Here is a 25,315-nt window from a genome sequence, read left to right on the forward strand (position 1 = left end):
CTGGGGGTCGGGCGAACGCCCGCCGATGCTGGCCGATGGTAGTGGCTCGCCGGACCCCGGTGACGGGTAGCACGACAGGCGCCGTGGCTGCGGAGCGCTCCGCAGCCACGGCGCCTGTCGTTCCCTATGCGGTTGTACCTGCCCGAGCCGTCTCCCCGAGTGGACGGCGCCGGGCGGCTCTGTGGGACCTCGCCCCCTAGCTTTCCGCCAGGATGTGCGAGAGCTCCTGATCCAGATCGAAGTGCCGGTGCTCCGTGCCCGGGGGCACGGCGGCGTCCGTCCGCTTCAGGAACGATTCCAGGGCCCGCGCCGGGGCCTCGAGCAGTGCCTCGCCCTCAGGGGAGCTCAGGGCGATGCAGACGACGCCCTGACCGTGACTGCGCGACGGCCAGACTCGGACGTCGCCGGTTCCGGTGGGCCGGTGCAGGCCCTCCGCGAGGAGGTCGCGGGCGAACACCCACTCGACGGTTTCCTCGGCTCCGGTGTGGAAGGTGGCGTGCACGGCGTAGGGGTCGGCCGTGTCGTACCGCAGGCCTGCGGGGACAGGCAGGGAGGACTCGCTCGACACAACGAGGCGCAGGTGCAGCTCGCAGCTGACCGTGGTGTTCATAAGCGCCAGGGCCTTTCGCTCAGTGTGCGCTCGGGGATTCGCACGTCGGCGAAATCGACATGCCACCTACGGTGCCGTTGTAAACCCCTCTGAGTGTTTTGCGTGCCTTTACGTAACTCTTCCGGCCGAGCGCCTCTTCGAGAGGTACGACCATTCCGGTGACTGGTTTCTCTCGGGTAGGGTTTGGCTGTATGAATACGGGGAGTGACGAGCCGGGCGAGGTCGCCGTGTCAGCGGACGAGGGGACCGGCGAGAAGCCGGACGGGGCGAAGGACGGTCAGGGGCTCGGCTCGCGGGCGCCGGAGTTCGTCAAGGCGCGTCGCCTGTTGCATCTGAGCTGGCAGGTCCTCATCTTCGTCATCGGCCTGGCGGTCGTGGTGGCGGGCATCATCATGCTGCCGCTGCCCGGACCCGGGTGGGTCGTGATCTTCGGCGGTATGGCGATCTGGGCGACCGAGTTCGTCTGGGCCCAGCTCGTGCTCCGCTGGACCAAGCGCAAGGTGACCGAGGCGGCCCAGCGCGCCCTCGATCCCAGGGTGCGGCGGCGGAACATCACCCTGACCGTGATCGGCCTGGTGATCGTGGCCGCGATCCTCGGGGTCTACCTCTGGAAGTTCGGCTTCGAGATGCCCTGGAACATCAAGAACCAGTGAGCCGCGCGGGGGTGCCCAGGCTGTCACCGCTGTTCACGGGCACCCCCTGACATGGGGTAATCTTCTTCCTGCGTCCGGGCGATTAGCTCAGTGGGAGAGCGCTTCGTTCACACCGAAGAGGTCACTGGTTCGAACCCAGTATCGCCCACCCGGACCGACGGCCCGTCTGCGAGAACGCGGACGGGCCGTCGGCATGTCCGGGGGTCGATGCGAAGGCCGGGAGCCGCCGGCCCCGCTCGCGTGACCGTCCGCAGCGACGCCCCCGCGCCGCCCGTTCTTTTTCGGCCGCCCGCCGATCCCGTACGGCGGCCTGCGTCCTGTTCGACGGGCCGATCCCATGTCTCTCACCTGGGTAGTCGTCAGTTCCCGGACGGCACCCGGCTGTTGGAGGCGCGCCGACGTCTCACCACACTCAGAAGAAATTCCTGTCCGAATCATTGACGCACTCCCGGGCCCTCCGTAGCTTGTGCCAGCAAGCGCTTACTTGAAACGATTCATGCAGGCGGCGACGCTGCGGGGAGGGGCCCGACTGTGGGAACCAGCAGGAATGTTGAGAGGCGAACGATCCTGAAGGCGGCCGGGGCTACGGCGGCGACGCTGGGGCTGGCCGCGACGACCGGGTGCGGAGGTGGCAGCGGCAGTTCCGGAGACGGAACGGTGACACTGCGTTACGCCTGGTGGGGTGGCGAGCCGCGCACCATCGCCATCAAGAAGACCATCGCGCTCTTCGAGAAGAAGTACCCGAAGATCAAGATCAAGCCTGAATTCACCGACTATCAGGCGTTCTGGGAGAAGTTCCAGACCCAGGCCTCCGGCGGGAATCCGCCGGACGTATTCCAGAATGCGGTCGGTTTCCTGCGCAAGTACGACAAGCGCGGAGTTCTGCTGGATCTCAAGTCGCAGGCGGACGCCGGGAATCTGAGCCTGGACAACTTCCGCAACGGCATTCTGGTGAACGGTCAGGTCGACGGCAAGCAGCTCGGTATCCCCGTCGGCGCCAACACCATGGCGCTCGTCATCGACCTCAAGGCCTTCAAGAAGGCGGGCGTCGAGGCGAAGATGGGCTGGACCTGGGACGAGTACTTCGCCGCGCTCCAGACGATCCAGGACAAGCTGAAGATCTCCGGTGACACCGGTTACCACGGCATCATGTACCTGTACGACCTGTATCTGCGGCAGAACGGCAAGGCGTTCTTCACCGACTCCGACCTCGGTTTCACCGAGGACGATCTGACGCAGTGGTGGACGGACGCCTACAAGCGCGTGAAGTCCGGGCTGGTCGCCGACCCGAAGAAGATCGAGCAGGTCCAACCCAAGTCGGGTCTGTCGGCCGGGCTCGCCGCTTCCGAGTTCACCTGGGACAACTTCTCCATCCGCTACGAGGGTGAGGGCGAGTCGGACTACGGGCTCGCGCCGATCCCCACCACGGACGGCAAGCACACCGGCCAGTACCTCGGTTCGCTGATGCTCAGCGCCTTCGCCGGGACCAAGCACCCCAAGGAAGCCGCCCAGTTCATCTCCTTCATGGTCCACGACCCCGAGGTCGGCAAGATCATGGGCTACGACCGCGGCATCCTCGCCACGACCGAGCAGTACGACGCGTTCACGCCCACCGACGCCAACAACAAGGGCGTCAAGGCGTACGAGGAAGAGGTCGCCAAGGCCGGCGTGCTCGGGAAGATCACCCCGCACCCGTCGGGCGCCGATGTCATCGAGGCGGCGTTCCTGCGGATCGGCGGCGAGGTCTCCCAGGGCAAGACCAAGCCGGCCGACGCCGCCAAGGCGCTGTTCAGCGAGTCCAAGGCCGCGTTCGCGGGCTGAGGGGACGTACCACCATGACGCTCGTCAAGGAAGCGCCCGTGCGCCCGGCGAAGAAGCGGTCCGCCGCTCCTGCCGCCGGGCGGCGCGGGCGGCGCCGCGAGAACCTCGCCGGCTATCTCTTCATGTCGCCGTGGATCGCGGGGTTCCTGGTCCTCACGGCGGGGCCGATGATCGCGTCGCTGTACTACGCGTTCACCCGGTACAACCTGTTCACCCCGCCCGAGTGGGTGGGCTTCGACAACTTCACGACGATGTTCCAGGACCCGCGCTGGCAGAAGTCGGTCGAGGTCACGCTCAAGTACGTCGTCGTGGCCACACCGCTGAAGCTGCTGCTCGCGCTCGGCGTCGCGCTGCTGCTCGCGCAGAAGCGGCGCGGGCAGGGGCTGTACCGGGCCGCGTTCTACATGCCCTCGCTCATCGGCGCCAGCGTCTCCGTCGGCTTCGTGTGGCGGGCGCTGTTCTCGGACGACGCGATCGTGGATCGCACGCAGAAGGTCTTCGGACTGGACGTGGGTGGCTGGATCGGTAACCCGGACTACGTCCTGTACTCCCTGGTGGCCCTGAGCATCTGGCAGTTCGGCGCGCCGATGGTCATCTTCCTCGCCGGTCTCAAGCAGGTGCCGCAGGAGCTGTACGAGGCCGCCGAGATGGACGGGGCCGGTCCCCTCCGGCGGTTCTGGAACATCACGCTGCCGATGATCTCCCCGGTGCTGTTCTTCAACGTGCTGCTGGAGTCCATCCACGCGTTCCAGGTGTTCGGGTCCGCGTACGTGGTCTCCAACACCCAGTGCGGGCCGGCCGACGCCACCCTCGTCTACACCTGCTACCTCTACCAGAAGGGCTTCAAGGAGGCCCAGATGGGCTTCGCCTCCGCGATGGCCTGGTCGCTGGTGGTCGCGGTGGCGCTGGTGACGGCGGTGCTGTTCTGGTCGCAGAAGAAGTGGGTGCACTACGAGGAGGCCGCCAAGTGACCACCGTCAGCCCTCCCGTCGTGCGCACCGCGAACGAGCGACGGCGCACCGGATCGATCGCCTGGCACGTGGGCGCGCTCGCCGTCCTCGCGGTCGTCCTGTACCCCGTGATCTGGGTGCTCGGCGCCTCGTTCAAGCCCAGCAAGGACATCATCGCCAGCATCGACCTGCTGCCGTCCAAGCCGGTCTGGGCGAACTTCTCCGGTCTCGCCGACGGCATCTCCGGCATCTCCATCGGCACGTTCTTCACGAACTCGCTGATGTACGCGGGCCTCGCCGTGGCCGGTGTCGTGATCTCCAGCTCGCTGACCGCGTACGCCTTCGCCAAGATCAGGTTCGCCGGGCGGAACCTGCTGTTCACCCTGATGATCGGCACACTGCTGCTGCCGTATCACGTGCTGCTCATCCCGCAGTACGTGATGTTCCGCAAGCTGGAACTCGTCGACACGCTGGTGCCGCTCGTGGCCGGCAAGTTCCTCGCGACGGAGGCGTTCTTCGTCTTCCTGATGGTGCAGTTCATGCGCGGACTGCCGCGCGAGCTGGACGAGGCCGCCAAGCTCGACGGCTGCGGGCACCTGAGGACCTACTGGTCGATCGTGCTGCCGCTGTGCCGCCCCGCCCTCATCACCAGCGCCATCTTCACCTTCATCAACGCGTGGAACGACTTCATGGGGCCGTTGATCTACCTCAACACTCCCGACAAGTACACCGTCTCGCTGGGCCTGATGATGTTCCGCGATCAGGAGGGCATCTCCAACTACGGCAGCATGATCGCGATGTCGCTGGTGGCGCTGGTGCCGGTCATCGCCTTCTTCATGGCCTTCCAGCGCTACCTCATCGACGGCATGGCGACGTCCGGACTGAAGTGAGGCGGTCAGCATGGCGCAAGCGCGTGTGAAGGCGCGTCGCAGGTCCTCCGTGTTCGGCGGCGAGCGCTTCGCTCTCTTCGCCGAGACCCTGCTCACCGGCGTGTGGATCGCCGTGACCTGTCTCGGACTCGTCACCTACCCGGCGGCCTTCGCCGCCGGGGCACGGCATCTGCGGCGTCGTACGGGCCATGAGGGCGGCGGCTGGCGGGAGTTCGTCGCGGACTTCCGTACGGCCGTGCGCCGCGGGTGGCTCGTCGGGGTCGCCGGGTGGGTCGCGGGGGCCGCGGTCTGGGTGGACGTCCAGGCCGCGCGGGCCGGGATCCCCGGCGGCCCTCTCGTCGGGGCCGTCGGCCTGTTCGCGCTGATCGGCCTCGCGGTGGCCGGGCTGCGCGCGGCGGCGGTCTGGACACCGGGCGCGTCCTGGCGGGCGCTGCTCGCGGACGCCGTACGCCGGACCCTGCGCGACCCCGCCGGGTCCTTCCTGATCGTCGCCGGCCTGGCCGTCGTGGCCCTGTCCGCAGGGTTCATCGCGCCGCTGGCGGTCCCGGTCCTCGGGGCCGTCGCGGCGGCGGCCGTAGCCGTGGAGGAACGCTACCGGCGCCGCTGACGCGCGGTGCCCCGATCCAGGTCGGCGCCCGGGCGCCGCACCTCTCTCTGTCATGCCCCTGACCATCCGCACATGGAAGGAATGGCCATGTCCCCCATCCCCCGCAGGTCCATCCTCAAAGCCGCCGCCGTCGCCGGTGCCGCCGCGCAGTTCAGCTGGGCGCTGGGAGCCAAGGACGCGCAGGCCGCGCCGAGAGCCGCCGAGGCCGACGACTCTCCCGTGACCCTGGACTGGCTGGAGGACGGCGGCCTCGGTGCCGCGCCCGGCTCCACCGTCGGTGTCCCCTGGCCCAAGGGCGTCTATCAGCAGGACCAGAAGTTCGCGGTCACGGACGCCGACGGCAAGGCCGTGCCGGCTCAGTCCTGGCCGATCGCCTACTGGCCCGACGGTTCGCTCAAGTGGACCGCCCACGCGGTCAGTTCGGGCAACGGCAAGCTGTCGCTGAGCGCCGGTGACGCCGCCGTACCTGACAAGAAGGTCACCGTCGACAAGAGCGGCGGCTCGATCACGGTCTCCACCGGGGTCATCACCGCCAGGATCGGCAAGTCGGGCGCCACGCTCATCAAGTCGGTCACCCGCGGGTCGACGGAGATCGCCAAGAACGGGCGGCTCGTGCTGATCCGCCAGCCCGAGATCGAGGACGAGGACCAGGGCACGGTCAGGACCGAGCGCTTCGAGGGGGCCATCTCCGAGGTCACCGTCGAGCAGTCGGGCCCGGTCCGCGCGGTCGTCAAGATCGACGGCAAGCACCGCAAGGGCAGCCGGAGTTGGCTGCCGTTCTCGATCCGGCTCTACTTCTACGCGGGGGCCGACTCCTTCCGCATGGTGCACACCATCACCTACGACGGCACCCAGGAACCCGGCAAGGCGAGCGGCGACTTCATCCGCGGCCTCGGCGTCCGCTTCACCGTGCCGATGCGCGACCAGGCGTACGACCGTCATATCCGCATCGGCGGCGAGGGCACCGGTCTGCTGCGCGAGGCCGTCAAGGGCATCACCGGTCTGCGCCGCGACCCCGGCATCGCCGTGCAGGAGGCCCAGTACGCGGGCAAGAAGCTGCCCGATCCCTCCACCTGGGACCAGCGGGTCACCACCCGGCTCCAGTACATCCCCGAGTGGGGCGACTACACCCTCTCCCAGCTCTCCGCCGACGGCTTCACCCTGGGCAAGCGCACCAAGAAGGGACACGGCTGGGTCGGCGCCGGCGGCGGCAGGCGGGCCTCCGGGTTCGGGTACGTCGGTGGCGCGAGCGGCGGATTCTCCTTCGGCCTCAGGGACTTCTGGGAGAAGCACCCCGCCCAGCTCGACATCCGGGACGCCCAGACCGACGAGGCCGAGGTCACCCTCTGGCTCTGGTCGCCCGAGGCCCAGCCCATGGACCTGCGCTTCTACCACGACGGCATGGGCCAGGACACCTTCGCGGAGCAGCTCGAAGGCCTCAACATCACCTACGAGGACTACGAGCCCGAGTTCGGCACGCCCTACGGCATCGCCCGTACCTCGGAACTGCTGTTCTGGGCCAACGAGTCGACGCCGTCGCCCGAGGCCCTGGCCCAACAGGTCGAGGCCGTACGCGTCTTGCCCCAGCTCGCCGCCCCGCCCAAGCAGCTCATCAAGGCGAAGGTCTTCGGACCCGGCCTGTACTCCGAGCCCGACCGGTCCACGCCCGCCAAGGCGAAGATCGAGGACCACCTCGACTTCCTCTTCACCTACTACAAGGACCAGGTGGAGCAGCGCCGTTGGTACGGCTTCTGGGACTACGGCGACATCATGCACACCTATGACACCGTCAGGCACCAGTGGCGGTACGACATCGGTGGCTATGCGTGGGACAACTCCGAGCTGTCGCCGGACCTCTGGCTCTGGTTCGCGTACATCAGGTCGGGTCGCGCGGACATCTTCCGGTTCGCCGAGGCCATGACCCGGCACACCGGTGAAGTGGACGTGTACCACCTCGGGCAGTGGGCCGGACTCGGCACCCGGCACGGTGTGCAGCACTACGCCGACAGCGCCAAGCAGCAGCGCATCGCCAACACGACGTACCGGCGCTACTACTACTTCCTCACCGCGGACGAGCGCGTCGGCGACCTCATGCACGCCAACGTCGACTCCGACGAGACGTTCCTCGTGCTCGACCCGCTGCGCAAGGTCCGCACCGACCCCTACACACCCGACCGGCACGCCCTGTCGGTCGGTTTCGGCACGGACTGGAGCGGGCTGGTCTCGGCCTGGCTGACCGAGTGGGAGCGCAAGGGCCCCAAGTGGGAGAAGGCCAAGGCCCGAGTGCTGTCGACGATGGAGGGCATCGCCGCCCAGCCCAACGGTTTCGTGCAGGGAAGCGGACTGTACGACCTCGACACGGGCAAGTTCGCGGTGGCCTCGGCGCCCGTCGTCGGAGTCTCGCACCTCTCCGCCGTGTTCGGGCTCAACGAGCTGTGCGCCGAGCTCATCGACCTCGTCGACATGCCGAAGTTCAACGAGGCGTACTTCGACTACTGCCGCTACTTCAACGCGACCAAGGCCGAGCAGGCGGCGCGGTACGGGTCCAACTTCGGGTCGCTGCTGCTGTTCCAGGGACACTCGCGGCTGGACGCCTACGCGGCCGTGCAGACCGGGGACGCGAAGCTGGCCACACGCGCGTGGGACAAGTTCTACAACTCCGACGGGTACAAGGAGTCCGCTCCCTGGAAGACGGAGGCGTTGAGCGGGCCGGTCTCGTTGGTCGCGGGCAGTGAGGCGGCCTGGGTGTCGACGAATGACACCGCGTTGTACGGGCTGGCCGCCATCGAGAACCTGGCGTTGCTCGGGGACAGGATGCCGTAACGGTTCGTGGGGAACTGCGGGCCCGTTGTGGCTGGTCGCGCAGTTCCCCGCGCCCCTGAAGGGGCGCTTCAGCGCATCTTGGTCAGGACGCTCCGCACTCGTCGGGCATCCCTCAGGCGTTGTTCGTACGTCGCTCCCAGGGCCAGGAGCAGGAGGCCGGCCAGGGCCGGGGGCACCCAGCGGGGGAGGGCGTCGGTCACCTGGACGAGGTACGGGGCCAGTTCGTGCAGGGCGTCCAGGAGCAGTACCGAGCCTCCCAGCAGCAGCGGGGCCTGGAGGTGGTGGCGGGCGCCTGCCAGGGTGACCAGCAGGGCCGCCACACCGAGCAGCAGGGGGCGCGTCCAGTGAGGGTCGCCCCAGGCCGCGAAAAGGCTCGGTACGAGAGTGGCGGCCAGGCCGGGGGCGTACGCCGTCCAGGACGAGGTCTGCGGGTCGCGGCGGTGGCGCAGGGCACCGACCAGCAGCGCGGGGATCGTGACCGGGAGCGTGTAGGCCTCCGGGGTGTCCACCTCCCAGCCCGCCAGACGGACCCAGGTGGCCGCGAGGAACAGGGCCGCGGCCGCGTAGCCGACGGGGCGGCGGTCCGTACGGATCGCCGTGCCCGCGGTGATCACTCCGCACAGGGCCAGGACGGTGGCGAGCAGGGGCAGGTCGGTCGCCGCCAGCGCGATGGCGAGCAGCCCGGCCGCCGCTCCGGACCCCTCCACCGGCACGGTTGCCCTCGAGTCGCCGAGTCGCCCGGCGAGCAGGGCCGCCGCCGTGGGGACCACCAGGACCAGCAGGGCGGTGTGCGCCGGGGACCAGTGCGCGGCGGCGCCGGTCGCGACGGCCAGCGCGGCACCGTAGGCGAGAGCGGTGGGGGCGGTGAAGGGGGCCAGGCGCCATGAGGCCGCCGTGAACAGCGCGACCAGACCACAGAGCACGGTGATCGTCGCCGTCTGGGAGGCGAGGGCGAGGCAGGCGAGGCTCGCGGAAGCGCCCAGTGCCAGGACCAGGGCGGTGAGGCGCTGCCGTGGGAACACGGCTGCCGTGAGGATTCCGGCTGTTGTGGCGCCTTCGATCAACAGGCCCGCGACGTAGGGGAGTTCGAGCACGGCAGGGAGGGTGATTGCGGTGGCCCAGGCCAGGCCAAGCGCCCCTGCCGTCGCCTTGGGGCGCCAGGTCGTGTCCCGTACCGTCAGGGCGAGCACGGCCGCGACGGCTGCCAGGACGAGCGGTGCCGCCTCCGCATGCGGCGGCCAGGTCACGTCGACGGTCACCGCGGTACGCGCGTTCGACGGGGCGCCGGTCCACGCCCGCGAAGCCCAGGCGAGCGGGCCCAGCACGACGACACCGACGACGGGCAGGGCCCACAGCAGGGACAGCGCCTGTACGGCTGCGGCGGCCCAGGCCAGACCCCGCCGTACCGTGTCCGGCAGTCGGTCGAACCTGAGGGCAGCCAACAGGGCGGTCCCGAAGGCCAGATGGGCCGGAACGGTCCACGGCTCGGGCAACAGGGACCGTGCCGTGCCGCCGAGGGCGACCACCGCGAGCAGTCCGGAGGCGACAGCGAGCCCGAGGGCCTGCCCGTTCGCCCGCGCTGCCGTACGACCGCCCTGCCACGCGGCGGCCAGGGCGATCGCGCTCGCGAGGAGAAGGAGCGCCGCCGCACGGGCGGCGGCGCTCGGGCCGGAGGCTGTCCAGGTCAGCATGCCGGCCGCCAGTGCGCCCGAGGCGCCCACTCCGTACGCGCCGATCGCGGCGACCACGCGTACGGACCCGGGCGTCGTCCGGAGCGCCACAACCGTGTCGAAACCGGCCGTCACCAGGAGCGCGGCCGAGAGACCGTAGGCGCCAGTTTCGGCCGCGATCGCCCAGAAGAACAACGGGAGTTGGGCCGCGACCAGGGCGGCCGGGCGGGGCAGGCGCAGGCCGGTGGCGCCCGGCAGGAGGCCGTACGCCGTCCAGAGCGCAGCGAGGAGGGCCGAGGCGACCGCCGTGTACGGCGCCCCGGGTGTCTCAAGGAAGACGGCTCCGTGCAGCGCGACCGCGTCCAGGACCGTCAGTGCCAGCCCCAGTCCCGCCACGGACTCGGCCGTCGAGCGCAGCCCGCGCTTCAGCAGCGGGAGCGGTGCGGCGAGGGCGGCCACCGTGACCGCGCCGAGCACCAGGGTCCGGCCGGTGATCCCCAGGTGACCCCAGCTGACCAGGGTGAACACCATCGCCGCGATCGTGAGCAGGACACCGCCGAGCACCAGGAGCACGTTCTGTACGCTCGGTGCGCTCGCCTCGGGGCGAGGGGATGCGGCGGACCTCGGTCCGGTCGGCTGCGGCGCCTGCCACTTCGGCTGGAGCGCCGCGACCAGCCAGGCGCGGCGGGCCAGCAACTGGGTCCGCCGAGCGTCCAGTTGCCACAGCTCGGCGTCGAGAAGGCGGAGCTCCTCGGCCGGGGGCGGGATGTGCGTCATGCCCTGAAGTGTGGGCTGGGTCACGCGGCGCGACATGAGTACGCGTACTCAAAACCTCCTCGGATCCGATGCCAGACTCTGTCCATGGACTGGACCCGATACCGCTTCCGCAGCCTGTGGTCCCTGCCCGCGAAGCCCGCCGTCGTCTACGACGTGCTGGAACGCGCCGAGGAGTATCCGCGCTGGTGGCCCCAGGTGCGCGAGGTGCAACAGCTCGACGACACCCGCGGCGTGATCACGATCCGCGCCGTGCTGCCGTACGACCTGGTCTTCACCGCGCGCGAGGTGCGGCGCGATCCGGAGGCCGGGGTTCTGGAGATCACGATGGACGGTGATCTCGAGGGCTGGGCGCGCTGGACGATCACCGCGGACGGGGACGGCAGCCTCGCCCGCTACGACCAGGTCACCGAGGTGAACAAACCGCTGCTCCGGCGCTTCGCCGTGCCCGGACGGCCGGTCTTCCTGGCCAACCACCGTTGGATGATGCACGCCGGACGGCGGGGGCTCGTCGCCTACTTGAAAGCGGTTTGAAGGAAACCCGCGGGGACCTGTATTGTTCAGTGCGTTCCCGGGCGATTAGCTCAGTGGGAGAGCGCTTCGTTCACACCGAAGAGGTCACTGGTTCGAACCCAGTATCGCCCACCGGGAAAAGCCGGCCCGTCTCAGACGGGCCGGCTTTATTCATGCTCGGTCACGCCGCCGCCGGCAGATCCGGGCGCAGCGGCCACGCCGGGTCCACCGACTCCTCCGACCCGCTGCGCGCGAACCACGCCTGCAGGCCCCGCGCCTGGGCCGCGTGCCACACCGCCTGCAGGTTGTGCAGCTCCGGCGGTGCCAGCCGCTCCAGCCGGGCGGCGAAACGGCGCCCCAGCGCCCGTACGACATCCAGCGAGGCCTGCGCGTCGGCCGCCGCGTCGTGCGCGCCCGCCAGTTCGACGCCGTAGTGCTCACACAGGTCGGTGAGGGTGCGGCGGCCCTTGCGGTAGCGGTCCAGATGCTTGTCGAGGACCCGCGGATCCAGCACCAGCAGCGGTGCGGAATCGAGCCAGCGGTCCAGGGACGAGGCGCGGTGGCGACGCAACTCCCGGTCCAGCAGCGTCAGATCGAACGGAGCGTTCATCACCACCAGCGGACGGCCCGCCGCCGCCTGCTCGGCCAGCACCTCGGCTATCTCGAACATCACCGGCGCCGGCCAGCGGCCGTTGAGCTGCAGATGCTCATCCGTCAGCCCGTGCACCGCCGTCGCCCCGGCGGGCACCGGCACACCCGGATTGACCAGCCACCGGCTCACCCGTGGCCGGGTGCCCGCCGCGTCCTGGACGACGACGGCGGCCGACACGATCCGGTCGGTCTCGACGTCCACGCCCGTCGTCTCGGTGTCGAAAGCGGCCAGGGGCCCTTCGTACCAGCACGTCATAGCTACACAACCCCTCGTTCACCCACGGCAGCTGACGCCCCGTCTTCTGCCTGTTTGGTGATACCCGGGCTGTTTGCGCCGTACGCCGGAAGGACACAACAGGAGTACGGGTCTTTGCAGTTCAGCGGCTCGGCGCGGGATTCATGTGGCCCATGTGTGGGCATGTCACTTGGCTTGGAAGGCTGTTGGTCATGGCGATAGCGCAGCCCGAGCGGGGCGGGCTGCTGCCCGAACGCACGGGCCCTCTTCGCGGCACGCTCGCCACCACCGCCTGCATGGAGACACTGCAGGTGGGCTATCTGCACGCCGTCGCGGCGGCAGCCGGCTGCTCGTTGTCGCAACCCTTTCCGGACAACGGCATCGACTGGCACGTCAGTCACGGCTCGCCCGGACACACCGTCGACGACGAGGTCACCATCAAGGTGCAGCTCAAGTGCACCTACCAAGTCGCGCCCAACCCACCGGGCCGCTCCTTCTCCTTCACGCTCGACAACGACCATCTGCGCAAACTCGCCCGCACCCCGGTGTCGGTCCACAAGATCCTGGTGGTCATGCTCGTGCCGCGAACCCAGGACGACTGGCTGCGCGCCGGGCACGACCGCCTGGACCTCAGACACTGCTGCTACTGGGTCAACCTGGCCGGCCACCCGATCACCGGCCGGACCCGGACCACCGTGCGGATCCCCACCAACCGCATCTTCGACGACCGGGCGCTGTGCGAGATCATGACGCGCGTCGGGACGGGAGGCAGACCATGACCCACCGCCCGCTGGAGGAGCCACTGCGTGCGGTACGGCCCCACCCGCAGGCCCACTGGGACCGTTCGCCGACCCCGGAAGAGGTCGACCCGGCCGTCCTGAGCGCCCTGCTGCACCGGCACGGCTGGCAGCGGCGCGGCGGCGCCCCCGGCCGTTACGGCCGATGGACGCCACCGGGGCCGGGTGCGGGCGGCACCAGCCTGCTCGTGCCCGAGAGCCGCGCCTTCCCCGACAGCGAGGACCTCCTCGGCGAGGCCCTTGTCGCCCTCTCCCGCAGCGGCACGCCCTCCGCGCGCGAGGTGCTCGTCGGCCTCGCCGTGCCCAGCGACGAGATCCGCTGGTGGCGGGACGTGCCGACCGGCCCCGCCGACGCCACGTCCTGGACCGTCGAGGAGCACCTGCGCGCCGCCGCCCGCCAGACCCTGCTGGCCGGCGCGCTCGCCACACGCGCGCGTGCCGGCTACTACGGCGCCCGTTATCGCCGTACGGCAGCCGCGTCCCTGGAAAACGTCCTGGTCGGCTCGGCCGCCGGTGGCCGCCGGCTCACCGCCTTCGTGCCCGTCGGCACCACCCGCCCCCTCGCCGTCCGCCTCCACCAGGCCCTCTACGCCACCCGCGAGGCCATCGACTACCAGCGGGCCACCGGGGGCATGGACGCCTTCGACGGCGCCGTCGAGGCGGGCGTCAGCCGTGAGCTCACCGAGGCGCTGATCGCCCTGGTACGCGGCACGGAGGGCGCGCGGATCGCCGTCGAGTGGGCGCCCGCTGCCGGGGTGCCCGACGGATGCGCTGCGTCGTCCGAGGCCGTGGAGTTCTCGCCCGGCGACCTGCCCGTGCTGCGCGAGGCCGGGGCCCGCTTCCTGCGCGAGGAGCCCTCCGTCCCGGTGCGGATCACCGGCACGGTGGTGCGGATGGGAAGGTCGGGGCCGCGTGGGGACGGGTCGGTGCGGCTGCGGGTGATCGCCGGCGCCGAGATCCCGCACCTCCGGCTGACCCTGGACGAGGAGGCGTACCGGATCGCCGGGCACGCCCACCTCGTCGGGCTGCCGGTGCGGGTGCACGGCAGGCTGGAGAGCCGCGGCGGCTTCCGCAGGCTCACCGGGGCCACCGGGGTCGTGCCCGTACAGGTGGACGAGGCCGAGCGGGACCGGCTGATGAAGTCCCTCCAGGAGAATCTCGACTTCTTCGAGGAGGCCTGCGGAGGGGAGTGAGACCGGGACTGATTTCGCGGAGGTGGGGGCGGGGTCGGTACGATCCCCTATTGCGCGCGCTCCCGGTATGGCGCCGCACCCACCTTCAGTCAGGAGAGACCGGTGTCAGACGTCCGTGTGATCATCCAACGCGATTCCGAGCGGGAAGAACGCGTGGTGACGACGGGCACTACGGCCGCCGAGCTCTTCGCCGGCGAGCGCTCGATCATCGCCGCGCGCGTGGGAGGCGAGCTCAAGGACCTCGCGTACGTCCTGTCCGAGGGCGAGGAGGTCGAGGGCGTCGAGATCTCCTCCGAGGACGGTCTCAACATCCTGCGCCACTCCACCGCGCACGTGATGGCGCAGGCCGTGCAGGAGCTCTTCCCCGAGGCCAAGCTGGGCATCGGCCCGCCGGTCAAGGACGGCTTCTACTACGACTTCGACGTAGAGAAGCCGTTCACGCCCGAGGATCTCAAGGCCATCGAGAAGAAGATGCAGGAGATCCAGAAGCGGGGGCAGAAGTTCTCCCGCCGGGTGGTGACCGACGAGTCCGCCCGCGAGGAACTGGCCGACGAGCCCTACAAGCTGGAGCTGATCGGCCTCAAGGGCTCCGCGTCCTCCGACGACGGCGCCGACGTCGAGGTCGGCGCCGGTGAGCTGACGATCTACGACAACCTCGACGCCAAGACCGGCGACCTGTGCTGGAAGGACCTCTGCCGCGGTCCCCACCTGCCCTCCACCCGGAACATCCCGGCGTTCAAGCTGATGCGCAATGCTGCCGCCTACTGGCGCGGCAGCGAGAAGAACCCGATGCTCCAGCGCATCTACGGCACCGCGTGGCCGACCAAGGACGAGCTGAAGGCGCACCTCGACTTCCTCGCCGAGGCCGAGAAGCGCGACCACCGCAAGCTGGGCTCCGAGCTCGACCTGTTCTCCATCCCGGAGCAGATCGGATCCGGCCTCGCCGTGTTCCACCCCAAGGGCGGCATCATCCGCCGGGTCATGGAGGACTACTCGCGCCGCCGCCACGAGGAGGAGGGCTACGAGTTCGTCTACACCCCGCACGCGACGAAGGGGAAGCTCTTCGAGCAGTCCGGGCACCTGGACTGGTACGCCGACGGCATGTACCCGCCCATGCAGCTCGACGAGGGCGTGGACTACTACCTCAAGCCCATGAACTGCCCGATGCACAACCTGATCTTCGACGCGCGCGGCCGCTCCTACCGCGAACTGCCGCTGCGTCTCTTCGAGTTCGGGACCGTGTACCGGTACGAGAAGTCGGGCGTCGTGCACGGCCTCACACGCGCGCGTGGCTTCACGCAGGACGACGCGCACATCTACTGCACCCGTGAGCAGATGTCGGAGGAGCTCGACAAGACGCTCACCTTCGTCCTCGGCCTGCTGCGCGACTACGGCCTGACCGACTTCTACCTGGAGCTGTCCACCAAGGATCCGGAGAAGTTCGTCGGCTCGGACGAGGTCTGGGAAGAGGCCACGGAGACGCTGCGCCAGGTCGCCGAGAAGCAGGGGCTGCCCCTGGTCCCTGACCCGGGCGGCGCCGCCTTCTACGGCCCGAAGATCTCCGTCCAGACCAAGGACGCCATCGGCCGTACCTGGCAGATGTCGACGATCCAGCTGGACTTCAACCTGCCGGAGCGCTTCGAGCTGGAGTACACCTCGCCGGACGGCTCCAAGCAGCGCCCGGTCATGATCCACCGCGCGCTGTTCGGCTCGATCGAGCGGTTCTTCGCCGTGCTCCTGGAGCACTACGCGGGCGCCTTCCCGGCGTGGCTGGCCCCGGTCCAGGCGGTCGGCATCCCGATCGGCGACGCGCACGTCGAGTACCTGGAGAAGTTCGCCGCGGCCGCCAAGAAGCAGGGTCTGCGGGTCGACGTCGACTCCTCCTCGGACCGGATGCAGAAGAAGATCCGCAACGCCCAGAAGCAGAAGGTGCCCTTCATGGTCATCGCGGGCGACGAGGACATGTCGGGCGGCTCGGTGTCCTTCCGCTACCGCGACGGCTCGCAGGAGAACGGCATCCCGTTCGACGAGGCCATCGCGAAGATCGTCAAGGTCGTGGAGGAGCGGGCGCAGGTCTGACGCCTGTTGCGCGGCGAGGCCCCCGGGAGGCTCAGCTTCCCGGGGGCCTTTCGTCGTCCTCCCGCGCGAACACCTGGAGCAGCCAGGAGGCGAAGGTCCCCGTCACCGCGCCGAGCAGGGCCAGCCCGATGGCCATCACGCCGACCGCGATCAGGCGTCCGAGCGGCGTGACCGGGACCACGTCGCCGTAGCCGACGGTGGCGAGGGTGGCGCAGGTCCACCAGACCGAGTCCCCGAAGGTGCGGATGCTCGCACCGGGCGCGTCGTGCTCCTGCTGGTAGACGGCGAGGGCGCCGGTGAAGCCCAGCAGAAGGGCCGCCATACCGGCGTACACGATCACGCGCGCGTGCAGGGCGAGCCGGGGCTGTCCGTGCCGGCGCTGCACGGTCTCGTACAGCTTCACGACCCTGAGCGGGCGCAGCAGCGGCAGAAACAGCACGACGGTGTCCAGCATGTGCGTCCGTACGAAGCGCAGGCGCTGCCCGCTCAGGCGCCGGCGCACCGCGTAGTCGACGGCGAACAGCGCCCAGGCGGCCAGCATCACCGCCAGGCAGAGATCGAGCGCGGCCTTCTGGGGATGGGCCAGGACCTGGAGCGCGTATGCCGCGAGAAAGGCCAGGGAGGCGAGGGCGAGAGGGATCTCCGTGCGGGCTTCCCAGCGGGCCTGGCGGCTGTCGGGGGTGTGGGAGCTGTCGGCCCTGTGGGCGTCGGTGCCGGTCCTGTGGGCGTCGGTCGTGCGGGGCTCGCGGATGTCGGCGCCGTCCGTCTCGTGAGCCTCGGTGCCGTCGGTCCCGCCGGTGTCCGGGCTGTCGGTTCCGCGGCTTTCGTCGTCCACCCGTCCAGCTTGGCCCGGACCGCTTTTCCCACAACCCCGCCGACACGGCGCGAACGGGCGAAGTCATATGCTGCACTGCATGACGAGTGAGCCGGAGCAGCAGTTGGGAGTGGGGACGCAGGACGCGTTCCAGCGTCTGTGGACCCCCCACCGGATGGCCTACATCCAGGGCGAGAACAAGCCGACCGGCCCGGGTGCCGACGACGGCTGCCCCTTCTGCTCGATTCCGGCCAAATCCGACGAGGACGGCCTGATCGTCCGGCGCGGCCGGCTGGTGTACGCGGTGCTCAACCTCTACCCGTACACCGGCGGCCATCTGATGGTCGTGCCCTACCGTCATGTGGCCGACTACACCGACCTCACCGAGCCGGAGACCGCTGAGCTGGCCGCGCTGACCAAGCAGGCGATGACGGCCCTGCGGACGGCCTCCGGGGCGCACGGCTTCAACATCGGCATGAACCAGGGGACGGTCGCCGGGGCCGGCATCGCCGCCCACCTCCACCAGCACATCGTCCCGCGCTGGGGCGGCGACACCAACTTCATGCCGGTCGTCGGCCACACGAAGGTGCTGCCGCAGTTGCTGGGCGACACCCGCAAGATGCTGGCGGAGGCCTGGCCCAGCGAGTGAGGCACGGGGGCCGGCGCACGCGCGGCCCCCGCCTCGCACCTACGCGTCGTACACGTCCGCCTTTCGCGGTGACACGTCCTGGACCTGCGTGCTCAGGAAGCCCGCCCGCGTGCCGAACTTCTCCGTGTCCACGCCGTTGTCCGACAGGACCCGGATCGCCGCGGAGTGCACGACCCTCAGTACCGGGGTCGCGGCGCGCAGCGCGTCGTCGGCCATGAAGCGGTGCCGCCACGGCCGGTCCGCCCAGGCGTGCCGCAGACCGAAGGGCTCGGGAAGGGCGAGCGAGCCGCCGAGCCAGTTGAGCAGCGGGGGGTAGCGGGTCAGGGGCGCCCGGGCGGTGAGGCGGACCACCTCGTCCGGGTCGACCAGCGGGAGCTTGATCTTCTTGGTCTCCCAGAACCTGAGCTGCTTGGCGACTTCCTTCTCCTTGGCCGCCGGTTTCGAGGTGAACAGCCCGTGCACGGGCCCCAGGGCGTGTCCGGTGACCTCGATGCGCAGCGTCTCGTGCAGGACGGTCACCGTGATCAGCATGGTGAGGACCAGCTGCCCCTCCCAGAGCGTCCATTGGACGCCCAGGTAGTGCCGGTCGCCGCCGCCGAACTGCTGCTTGTTGCAAATGTCCTGTATGGCATGGGTCTTGACCTGGTAGGCGTCCACGTCCGTGCCCCCGGGCCGGGACACCTCCTTCGAGCCCTCCGCGATCGGGGTGACGACCCAGTGACGTACGGACGGCTTCGGGAAACCTCCGGTGTTGATGGTGTTGCGTTCCAGCATGCGCAGTTGGTCGTGGATGGAGCGGATGACGTCCCAGCTGCGGAAGGGGTGGATCTCCCGGGTAGGGTCGGCGGACACCAGGTCCTCGGCCAGCTGCCAGCTGCCCCACCGGGTGCCCATACCGAGTATCCCCTTGGGGCCGGCGTAGAAGACGGAGTTGGACTGCTGCTCGGCGCTGAGCATCGCCAGGGACTGGCGCAACTGCTCGGCCGCGGTCTCGCCGGGGTTGCTCGGCACCGCCTCGGGCACCTTGGCGCCGACGCTGCTGCCTGCCAGCAGACTGTCCCAGCGGCCCCGCAGATCCTGCGCCGTGCGCTCGCAGATCTGCTTGGCCCAGAACCAGCCGACCACGGGAAGGACCACGCACGCGCGTGCGTACCAGCCCCAGAACCCGCCGAACGGCATCTTGATCAGGAAGAGCACGGCGAGCGCGCCCATCGCGACGAGCAGCGCGGTGGCGAGCGCTCCGGCCTGCTTGTCCTCGCGCTTGGCGATGTTGGTGCGCAGCGTGAAGACCAGCAGCCAGACGAGCAGCCCCGGCAGGAAGAGCACACCGCACAGCACCATCACGGCGGTCAGCCAGTTGTCCCGGTCCCGGCGGATGTTGTTCGCCGCGAGGCAGTGCTCGACCACGACCTGCGGCTCGGCGCCGAAGGACTGGATGAGGGGCTTGCGGCCCTTGCCGAGCATGCGGGTGATCACCGCCGTGGAGAAGGCCTCGCCCAGGTTGGGGCGGAAGATCTTCGCCCAGCTGCGGCCGCCCTTGACGGCCGACTCGTGCCACTCGTTGTTGGCCTTGAGGATCTCCTCCACCGGATTGTCCCGATAGGCCGCCGAGGCCAGGGCGAACGTCGCCGTCTGCGCCTCGTCGCCCGTGCGCGGCACCTGCGGACCGAAGAAGTCCGCGTAACCGCTGTCAACGGTCATTCCCGCCCCCGATCGCCGCTGGTGTCACCCACTGCGGCCTTCCCGACTTCCTTGCTTCGCACACCTGTTGATCAGGTCATCAGCGTATCTGCACGTGCTGACATTCGTCGGCGGACGGCCGAAGCCGTCCGCCGATTCGGAGGGGAGCGTTCCATAAACGTCACTTGTGGGGCGCGGAACGTCATGTGTGGGGCACCGGAGGCCACTTGTGCGGCACCGACGACCGCGCGTGCGGCACGGACGGCCACTTGTCCGTGGCCCGGTGCCAACTCGTGCCCCGGCAGGCAACGTTCGCCCCGTCGCGACCCCCGGCACGCCCTCTCGGCTGCCGACCGAAAGCCGGGCAAACGTTGCCTGCCGAGGGACTACGAGGCGTCGCGCGCCTCCCCGCGGATCCTCTCTGCGATCTGTGGCGGCATGGGCTCGTGCCGCGCGTAGGACCGACTGAAGCGCGCGGTGCCGTGCGACAGGGACCTGAGGTCCACCGCGTACCGCCCGATCTCGATCTCCGGCACCTCGGCCTTGATCAGCGTGCGCCCGCCGTTGGTCTGCTCGGTGCCGAGCACCCGGCCGCGCCGTCCGGACAGGTCGCTCATCACGGCACCCACGTAGTCGTCGCCGACCAGGACGGACACCTCGGCGACCGGCTCCAGCAGATGGATCCTCGCGTCGGCCGCGGCCTCCCTGAGGGCCAGCGCCCCGGCCGTCTGGAACGCGGCGTCAGAGGAGTCCACGGAGTGCGCCTTGCCGTCCAGCAGCGTCACCCGTACGTCGATGAGCTGATGGCCGGACGCGACCCCCTTGGCAGCCTGTGCCCGTACGCCCTTCTCCACGGACGGGATGAACTGTCGTGGCACCGCGCCCCCGACGACCTTGTCCACGAACTCGATGCCCGAGCCGCCCGGCAGCGGCTCCACCTCGATCTCGCAGATGGCGAACTGCCCGTGCCCGCCGGACTGCTTCACATGGCGCCCGCGCCCGGTCGACTTGTCGGCGAACGTCTCGCGCAGGGAGACCCGGTGCGGTACGACGTCCACCTGCACGCCGTAGCGGCTGCGCAGTCGCTCCAGAGCCACGTCCGCGTGCGCCTCGCCCAGGCACCACAGGACGACCTGGTGGGTGTCCTGGTTCTGTTCGAGACGCATGGTCGGGTCCTCGGCGACCAGCCGGGAGAGGCCCTGCGAGAGCTTGTCCTCGTCCGCCTTGCTGTGCGCCTGGATGGCGAGCGGCAACAGCGGGTCGGGCATCTCCCACGGCTCCATGAGCAGCGGGTCGTCCTTGGCCGAGAGGGTGTCGCCGGTCTCCGCGCGGCTCAGCTTCGCCACGCACGCGAGGTCGCCCGCGATGCAGTGCGTGAGGGAGCGCTGCTGTTTGCCGAAGGGGGCGGACAGCGCGCCGATGCGTTCGTCGACGTCGTGGTCCTCGTGCCCGCGGTCGGCGAGCCCGTGACCGGAGACATGGACCGTCGCGTCCGGGCGCAGGGTGCCGGAGAAGACCCGCACCAAAGAGATCCGGCCGACGTACGGATCGGACGCGGTCTTCACGACCTCCGCGACCAGCGGCCCCTCGGTGTCGCACGCCTTGATCTCGCGCGGCTTGCCGTCGATCGTCGTGACGCCCGGCGTGGGGTGCTCGAACGGCGTCGGGAAACCGCCGGTGACCAGCTCGAGCAGTTCGACCGTGCCGAGCCCCTGCCGGGCACCGTCGGCCGCGGGGGCGGCGGCCAGGACCGGGTGGAACACCCCGCGCGCGACGGCCCGCTCCAGATCCTCCACGAGCGTCTTGAAGTCGATCTCCTCGCCGCCGAGGTAGCGGTCCATGAGGGTCTCGTCCTCGCTCTCCGAGATGATCCCCTCGATCAGCCGGTTGCGGGCCTCCTCGATGCCCGGCAGCAGGTCCTCGCCCGGCTCTGCCTCCTTGCGCTCCCCGGACGAGTAGTCGAACAGCTTCTGCGACAGCAGACCGGTCAGCCCGGTCACGGGCGCGTGCCCGTCGGGCCCCTGCGGGCCGTGCAGCGGCAGGTAGAGCGGGAGTACGGCGTCGGGATCGTCGCCGCCGAAGGCCTCCGCGCAGATCCGCGTCATCTCCTCGAAGTCCGCCCGGGCGGCCTCCAGGTGCGTGACGACGATCGCCCGGGGCATGCCGACGGCCGCGCACTCCTCCCACACCATGCGTGTGGAGCCGTCCACCCCGTCCGAGGCCGAGACGACGAAAAGGGCCGCGTCCGCCGCTCGCAGACCGGCCCTGAGCTCCCCGACGAAGTCGGCGTATCCGGGGGTGTCCAGAAGATTGATCTTGTACCCGTCCCATTCGACGGGCACCAGGGAGAGCTGCACCGAGCGTTGCTGCCGGTGCTCGATCTCGTCGTAGTCGGAGACGGTGCCGCCGTCCTCCACGCGGCCCGCCCGGTTCACCGCCCCCGCTGTCAGCGCGAGAGCTTCCACCAATGTCGTCTTGCCCGAACCGGAGTGGCCGACCAGCACCACATTCCGTACGGACGCGGGGTGGTCGGCCGCTGCTGCCCTGCCGGCGGCTCCGGGGTGTGCGTTCGCCTTGTCGCCCATGGCCTTGCCTCCCGTGCACGGTGAGGTCTCTGTGGGCGCGGACATGCGGACCCGCGTGCGGTGCGGCTCCGGTGACGCCCGCGGTCCTTCGAGCTTTCCACTCCCGTCACGGTGCGTCCATACGACGGACGCGATCGCCCGGTGGCCCGGATGGCGCGGGCCCGTGACACGGGCTCCGGGTGCCCGGCCGTCGCCCACGCGCGCGCGTGGCTACGATGGGCCAGCCGGTGGCCAGCAGGGGCCGAGCCGGCCACACCGACCGTCGGGAAGGCCATGCTGAACAAGTACGCGCGTGCATTCTTCACGCGTGTTCTCACGCCGTTCGCCACATTTCTGATCAGAAGGGGCGTCAGCCCCGACACGGTCACGCTCCTCGGTACCGCCGGAGTGGTCGCGGGCGCGCTGGTCTTCTACCCCATGGGTGAGTTCTTCTGGGGCACGGTCGTGATCACGCTCTTCGTGTTCTCCGACCTCGTCGACGGCAACATGGCCCGCCAGCTCGGCCGCTCCAGCCGTTGGGGCGCCTTCCTCGACTCCACCCTCGACCGCGTCGCCGACGGCGCGATCTTCGGCGGCTTCGCCCTCTGGTACGCCGGGGGCGGCGACGACATCGCGCTCTGCGCGGTCTCCATCTTCTGCCTGGCCAGCGGCCAGGTGGTGTCGTACACGAAGGCCCGTGGCGAGTCGATCGGGCTGCCGGTCGCCGTCAACGGCCTCGTCGAGCGCGCCGAGCGCCTGGTGATCTCGCTGGTCGCGGCCGGATTGGCGGGCCTGCACAAGTTCGGTGTGCCGGGTATCCAGTACCTGCTGCCGATCGCGCTGTGGATCGTCGCCGTCGGCAGCCTGGTCACGCTGATCCAGCGGGTCGTCACGGTCCGCCGGGAGTCGGCGGAGGCCGAGGCCGAGGCCGACGCCGCTGAGCCGGGTGCCGTCGCGTCGGGAGCGGCGGAGTCGGACACCGCCGAATCGGCGCCTCCCGAGTCGGCCGCCGTCGAGGAGAAGCAGAAGTCGCAGGAACAGGGGAGCGAGGCCGCGAAGTGAGCGCCCAGGAGCGGCTGACGGACTCGCTGTACGGCCTGGGCTGGGGCGTGGTCAAGAAGCTCCCCGAGCCGGTCGCCGTGCGCCTCGGCCGGAGCATCGCCGACCTGGCCTGGAAACAGCGCGGCAAGGGCGTGCTCCGACTGGAGAGCAACTACGCGCGCGTGGTGCCCGACGCGAGCCCCGAGCGCCTCGCCGAGCTCTCGCGCGCGGGCATGCGCTCGTATCTGCGCTACTGGATGGAATCCTTCCGGCTGCCCGCCTGGAGCAAGGAGCGCATAAAGGGCGGCTTCGACCCGAAGGACCTCCACTATCTGACCGAGGGGCTCGCGGCCGGCAAGGGCGTCATCCTCGCGCTGCCGCACATGGCCAACTGGGACCTCGCCGGCGCCTGGGTCACCACCAAGCTGGAGACACCGTTCACGACGGTCGCCGAGCGGCTCAAGCCGGAGACGCTGTACGACCGTTTCGTCGCCTACCGCGAGGGCCTGGGGATGGAGGTGCTCCCGCACAGCGGCGGCACCGCCTTCGGCACGCTGGCCCGGCGGCTGCGTGACGGCGGTCTGGTCTGTCTGGTCGCCGAGCGCGACCTGTCGTCGTCCGGGGTCGAGGTGCGGTTCTTCGGCGAGGCGACCCGTATCCCCGCGGGCCCGGCCCTGCTCGCCCAGCAGACAGGCGCGCTGCTGCTGCCGGTGACACTCTGGTACGACGACTCGCCGGTCATGCAGGGAAGGGTGCATCCGCCGGTCGAGGTGCCCGAGACAGGTACGCGGGCCGAAAAGACGTCTGTCATGGCACAGGCGCTGGCCGATGCCTTCGCCACAGGGATCGCCGACCACCCGGAGGACTGGCACATGCTGCAGCGCTTGTGGCTGAAGGATCTCGAGCCGCGTCCGTCGGACGGGGCCCGCCCGTGAGAATCGGCATCGTCTGCCCGTACTCCTGGGATGTGCCGGGTGGCGTCCAGTTCCACATCCGCGATCTCGCCGAGTACTTCATCCGTCTCGGCCACGAGGTGTCCGTCCTCGCCCCGGCCGACGACGACACCCCGCTGCCGCCGTACGTCGTCTCGGCCGGCCGCGCGGTTCCGGTGCCGTACAACGGCTCGGTGGCCCGCCTCAGCTTCGGTTTCCTGTCGGCGGCACGGGTGCGCCGCTGGTTGCATGACGGCGAGTTCGACGTGGTCCACATCCATGAGCCGTCCTCGCCGTCGCTCGGCCTGCTGACCTGCTGGGCCGCACAGGGCCCGATCGTCGCCACCTTCCACACCTCGAACCCGCGCTCCCGGGTCATGATCGCCGCGTACCCGATCCTCCAGGCCGCCCTGGAGAAGATCAGCGCCCGGATCGCCGTGAGCGAGTACGCCCGCCGCACGCTCGTCGAGCACCTCGGCGGGGACGCGGTGGTGATCCCGAACGGCGTGGACGTCGACTTCTTCGCCAAGGCAGAGCCGAAGCCCGAGTGGCAGGGCGACACGATCGGCTTCATGGGGCGCATCGACGAACCACGCAAGGGCCTGCCGGTGCTGATGAAGGCCCTGCCGAAGATCCTCGCCGAGCGTCCGCGGACCCGGCTGCTGGTGGCCGGGCGCGGCGACGAGGAGGAGGCGGTGGAGTCGCTCCCCGAGGAGCTGCGCGCGCGCGTGGAGTTCCTCGGCATGGTCAGCGACATGGACAAGGCCCGCTTCCTGCGGAGCGTCGACCTGTACGTCGCCCCCAACACGGGCGGCGAGAGCTTCGGGATCATCCTCGTCGAGGCCATGTCGGCGGGCGCCCCGGTGCTCGCCTCCGACCTCGATGCCTTCGCCCAGGTCCTCGACCACGGCGCGGCGGGCGAACTCTTCGCCAACGAGGACGCGGACGCACTGGCGGCGGCGGCGCTACGGCTCCTCGGGGACCCGGCGAGGCTGACCGAACTGCGAGAGCGCGGCAGCGCGCACGTCCGGCGGTTCGACTGGTCGACGGTCGGGGCGGACATCCTGTCGGTCTACGAGACGGTGACGTCGGGCGCCGCAGCGGTGGCCGCGGCGGATGTCGACCGCGGCCCGGGATTGCGCGCCCGACTCGGACTGGCCCGCGACTGACCGCCGCGCGGGGCGCCGACTGCGGCGGGGGACCGGCGGGGCACGGGGTCGTTGATTCGCTTGCGGTGGGCCGGTGGGCCGGTGGGCCGGTGGGGCACGGGATTGCGGGTTCGGCTGTGGTGGGCCGGTGAGGCACACCCTCGGGCGGGCCCTCATGACGGCTGCGTGGCTCCGCCCCGTGCCTGACCCGTCCCGCCCCA

At 70.1% G+C, this 25,315-nt stretch carries 20 protein-coding genes and 2 tRNA genes; 16 read left to right on the top strand and 6 right to left on the bottom strand.

Annotation, left to right across the window (positions count from 1 at the left end; all coding sequences use genetic code 11):
* Nucleotides 1–196: 196 nt before the first annotated feature.
* Entirely contained in the window at nt 197–610 is a 414-nt protein-coding gene (locus tag OG841_RS37850) for an SsgA family sporulation/cell division regulator (RefSeq protein ID WP_004002642.1), read from the bottom strand.
* A 191-nt stretch (nt 611–801) separates the two neighbouring features.
* On the opposite strand from OG841_RS37850, the gene OG841_RS37855 reads away from it, so the two are divergent.
* The 7 genes from OG841_RS37855 (at nt 802) to OG841_RS37885 (ending at nt 8,354) form a co-directional block, all read left to right on the top strand.
* On the top strand, nt 802–1,263 hold the full coding sequence (locus OG841_RS37855) for a TIGR02611 family protein (RefSeq protein WP_328637261.1): 462 nt from the start codon (nt 802–804) through the stop codon (nt 1,261–1,263).
* A gap of 76 nt (nt 1,264–1,339) precedes the next feature.
* Nucleotides 1,340–1,411: transfer RNA gene (locus tag OG841_RS37860), tRNA-Val, on the top strand.
* A 383-nt stretch (nt 1,412–1,794) separates the two neighbouring features.
* The gene (locus OG841_RS37865) at nt 1,795–3,084 is read left to right on the top strand and encodes an extracellular solute-binding protein (RefSeq protein WP_371568786.1); all 1,290 of its coding nucleotides are present in this window, start codon (nt 1,795–1,797) and stop codon (nt 3,082–3,084) included.
* A gap of 14 nt (nt 3,085–3,098) precedes the next feature.
* Complete coding sequence (locus tag OG841_RS37870) at nt 3,099–4,055, top strand: carbohydrate ABC transporter permease (protein ID WP_062045119.1); 957 nt, start codon at nt 3,099–3,101, stop codon at nt 4,053–4,055.
* Nucleotides 4,052–4,924, top strand: coding sequence for a carbohydrate ABC transporter permease (locus OG841_RS37875; RefSeq protein WP_266378636.1), 873 nt, complete (start codon nt 4,052–4,054; stop codon nt 4,922–4,924). Before OG841_RS37870 ends, OG841_RS37875 begins: the two co-directional genes overlap by 4 nt.
* Nucleotides 4,925–4,934: 10 nt before the next feature.
* A complete protein-coding gene (locus OG841_RS37880; protein ID WP_365119973.1) occupies nt 4,935–5,531 on the top strand; it encodes a hypothetical protein in 597 nt (198 codons plus the stop codon).
* A gap of 87 nt (nt 5,532–5,618) precedes the next feature.
* Nucleotides 5,619–8,354: an exo-rhamnogalacturonan lyase family protein gene (locus OG841_RS37885; RefSeq protein WP_371568790.1), complete on the top strand. Its 2,736-nt coding sequence runs from the start codon at nt 5,619–5,621 to the stop codon at nt 8,352–8,354.
* Between the two features lie 68 nt (nt 8,355–8,422).
* On the opposite strand, the gene OG841_RS37890 is transcribed toward OG841_RS37885, so the two are convergent.
* Complete coding sequence (locus OG841_RS37890; RefSeq protein ID WP_371568792.1) at nt 8,423–10,801, bottom strand: SCO7613 C-terminal domain-containing membrane protein; 2,379 nt, start codon at nt 10,799–10,801, stop codon at nt 8,423–8,425.
* A gap of 84 nt (nt 10,802–10,885) precedes the next feature.
* On the opposite strand from OG841_RS37890, the gene OG841_RS37895 reads away from it, so the two are divergent.
* Nucleotides 10,886–11,332: an SRPBCC family protein gene (locus OG841_RS37895; protein ID WP_328637256.1), complete on the top strand. Its 447-nt coding sequence runs from the start codon at nt 10,886–10,888 to the stop codon at nt 11,330–11,332.
* 39 nt (nt 11,333–11,371) lie between these two features.
* Nucleotides 11,372–11,443: transfer RNA gene (locus tag OG841_RS37900), tRNA-Val, on the top strand.
* Between the two features lie 49 nt (nt 11,444–11,492).
* On the opposite strand, the gene OG841_RS37905 is transcribed toward OG841_RS37900, so the two are convergent.
* Complete coding sequence (locus tag OG841_RS37905) at nt 11,493–12,218, bottom strand: 3'-5' exonuclease (RefSeq protein WP_328637255.1); 726 nt, start codon at nt 12,216–12,218, stop codon at nt 11,493–11,495.
* A gap of 191 nt (nt 12,219–12,409) precedes the next feature.
* Here OG841_RS37905 and OG841_RS37910 point away from each other — a divergent pair, with 191 nt between their 5' ends.
* The 3 genes from OG841_RS37910 (at nt 12,410) to thrS (ending at nt 16,266) form a co-directional block, all read left to right on the top strand.
* Complete coding sequence (locus OG841_RS37910; protein WP_328637254.1) at nt 12,410–12,976, top strand: DUF4365 domain-containing protein; 567 nt, start codon at nt 12,410–12,412, stop codon at nt 12,974–12,976.
* A complete protein-coding gene (locus OG841_RS37915; RefSeq protein WP_328637253.1) occupies nt 12,973–14,187 on the top strand; it encodes a hypothetical protein in 1,215 nt (404 codons plus the stop codon). The genes OG841_RS37910 and OG841_RS37915 overlap by 4 nt, the downstream gene beginning before the upstream one ends.
* A gap of 102 nt (nt 14,188–14,289) precedes the next feature.
* On the top strand, nt 14,290–16,266 hold the full coding sequence (thrS, locus tag OG841_RS37920) for a threonine--tRNA ligase (RefSeq protein WP_326670257.1): 1,977 nt from the start codon (nt 14,290–14,292) through the stop codon (nt 16,264–16,266).
* Between the two features lie 31 nt (nt 16,267–16,297).
* Here the strand turns inward: thrS and OG841_RS37925 are convergent, their stop codons facing one another.
* Nucleotides 16,298–16,906, bottom strand: a complete 609-nt coding sequence (locus tag OG841_RS37925; protein WP_328643491.1) for a potassium channel family protein — start codon at nt 16,904–16,906, stop codon at nt 16,298–16,300.
* 262 nt (nt 16,907–17,168) lie between these two features.
* Between OG841_RS37925 and OG841_RS37930 the strand changes: the two genes are divergently transcribed.
* The gene (locus OG841_RS37930) at nt 17,169–17,729 is read left to right on the top strand and encodes an HIT family protein (RefSeq protein ID WP_266526096.1); all 561 of its coding nucleotides are present in this window, start codon (nt 17,169–17,171) and stop codon (nt 17,727–17,729) included.
* A 39-nt stretch (nt 17,730–17,768) separates the two neighbouring features.
* On the opposite strand, the gene OG841_RS37935 is transcribed toward OG841_RS37930, so the two are convergent.
* Both OG841_RS37935 and OG841_RS37940 read right to left on the bottom strand, forming a co-directional pair.
* Nucleotides 17,769–19,430 carry a hypothetical protein gene (locus OG841_RS37935; RefSeq protein ID WP_328637252.1) on the bottom strand — a complete coding sequence of 554 codons (1,662 nt, stop codon included), beginning with the start codon at nt 19,428–19,430 and terminating at the stop codon, nt 17,769–17,771.
* Nucleotides 19,431–19,795: 365 nt separating this feature from the next.
* Entirely contained in the window at nt 19,796–21,994 is a 2,199-nt protein-coding gene (locus OG841_RS37940) for an elongation factor G-like protein EF-G2 (protein WP_328643490.1), read from the bottom strand.
* 273 nt (nt 21,995–22,267) lie between these two features.
* Between OG841_RS37940 and pgsA the strand changes: the two genes are divergently transcribed.
* From pgsA to OG841_RS37955, 3 genes are read left to right on the top strand one after another with little or no spacing between them, the layout of a single operon-like run.
* Nucleotides 22,268–23,035, top strand: a complete 768-nt coding sequence (gene pgsA, locus OG841_RS37945) for a phosphatidylinositol phosphate synthase (protein ID WP_365119960.1) — start codon at nt 22,268–22,270, stop codon at nt 23,033–23,035.
* Nucleotides 23,032–23,949 (top strand): phosphatidylinositol mannoside acyltransferase, encoded by a 918-nt coding sequence (locus OG841_RS37950; protein WP_328637250.1) that lies wholly within the window; start codon nt 23,032–23,034, stop codon nt 23,947–23,949. Before pgsA ends, OG841_RS37950 begins: the two co-directional genes overlap by 4 nt.
* A complete protein-coding gene (locus OG841_RS37955; protein ID WP_328637249.1) occupies nt 23,946–25,115 on the top strand; it encodes a glycosyltransferase family 4 protein in 1,170 nt (389 codons plus the stop codon). Before OG841_RS37950 ends, OG841_RS37955 begins: the two co-directional genes overlap by 4 nt.
* Nucleotides 25,116–25,315: the final 200 nt, after the last annotated feature.

The organism is Streptomyces canus (assembly GCF_041435015.1).
Classification (GTDB): Bacteria; Actinomycetota; Actinomycetes; order Streptomycetales; family Streptomycetaceae; genus Streptomyces; species Streptomyces canus_G.

What these genes read in the sequence shown, in the direction of transcription:
- OG841_RS37850 (WP_004002642.1), bottom strand. Translation starts at nt 610, where the DNA reads ATGAACACCACGGTCAGCTGCGAGCTGCACCTGCGCCTCGTTGTGTCG.
- OG841_RS37855 (WP_328637261.1), top strand. Translation starts at nt 802, where the DNA reads ATGAATACGGGGAGTGACGAGCCGGGCGAGGTCGCCGTGTCAGCGGAC.
- OG841_RS37870 (WP_062045119.1), top strand. Translation starts at nt 3,099, where the DNA reads ATGACGCTCGTCAAGGAAGCGCCCGTGCGCCCGGCGAAGAAGCGGTCC.
- OG841_RS37880 (WP_365119973.1), top strand. Translation starts at nt 4,935, where the DNA reads ATGGCGCAAGCGCGTGTGAAGGCGCGTCGCAGGTCCTCCGTGTTCGGC.
- OG841_RS37885 (WP_371568790.1), top strand. Translation starts at nt 5,619, where the DNA reads ATGTCCCCCATCCCCCGCAGGTCCATCCTCAAAGCCGCCGCCGTCGCC.
- OG841_RS37890 (WP_371568792.1), bottom strand. Translation starts at nt 10,801, where the DNA reads ATGACGCACATCCCGCCCCCGGCCGAGGAGCTCCGCCTTCTCGACGCC.
- OG841_RS37895 (WP_328637256.1), top strand. Translation starts at nt 10,886, where the DNA reads ATGGACTGGACCCGATACCGCTTCCGCAGCCTGTGGTCCCTGCCCGCG.
- OG841_RS37905 (WP_328637255.1), bottom strand. Translation starts at nt 12,218, where the DNA reads ATGACGTGCTGGTACGAAGGGCCCCTGGCCGCTTTCGACACCGAGACG.
- OG841_RS37910 (WP_328637254.1), top strand. Translation starts at nt 12,410, where the DNA reads ATGGCGATAGCGCAGCCCGAGCGGGGCGGGCTGCTGCCCGAACGCACG.
- OG841_RS37915 (WP_328637253.1), top strand. Translation starts at nt 12,973, where the DNA reads ATGACCCACCGCCCGCTGGAGGAGCCACTGCGTGCGGTACGGCCCCAC.
- OG841_RS37930 (WP_266526096.1), top strand. Translation starts at nt 17,169, where the DNA reads ATGCTGCACTGCATGACGAGTGAGCCGGAGCAGCAGTTGGGAGTGGGG.
- OG841_RS37935 (WP_328637252.1), bottom strand. Translation starts at nt 19,430, where the DNA reads ATGACCGTTGACAGCGGTTACGCGGACTTCTTCGGTCCGCAGGTGCCG.
- OG841_RS37940 (WP_328643490.1), bottom strand. Translation starts at nt 21,994, where the DNA reads ATGGGCGACAAGGCGAACGCACACCCCGGAGCCGCCGGCAGGGCAGCA.
- pgsA (WP_365119960.1), top strand. Translation starts at nt 22,268, where the DNA reads ATGCTGAACAAGTACGCGCGTGCATTCTTCACGCGTGTTCTCACGCCG.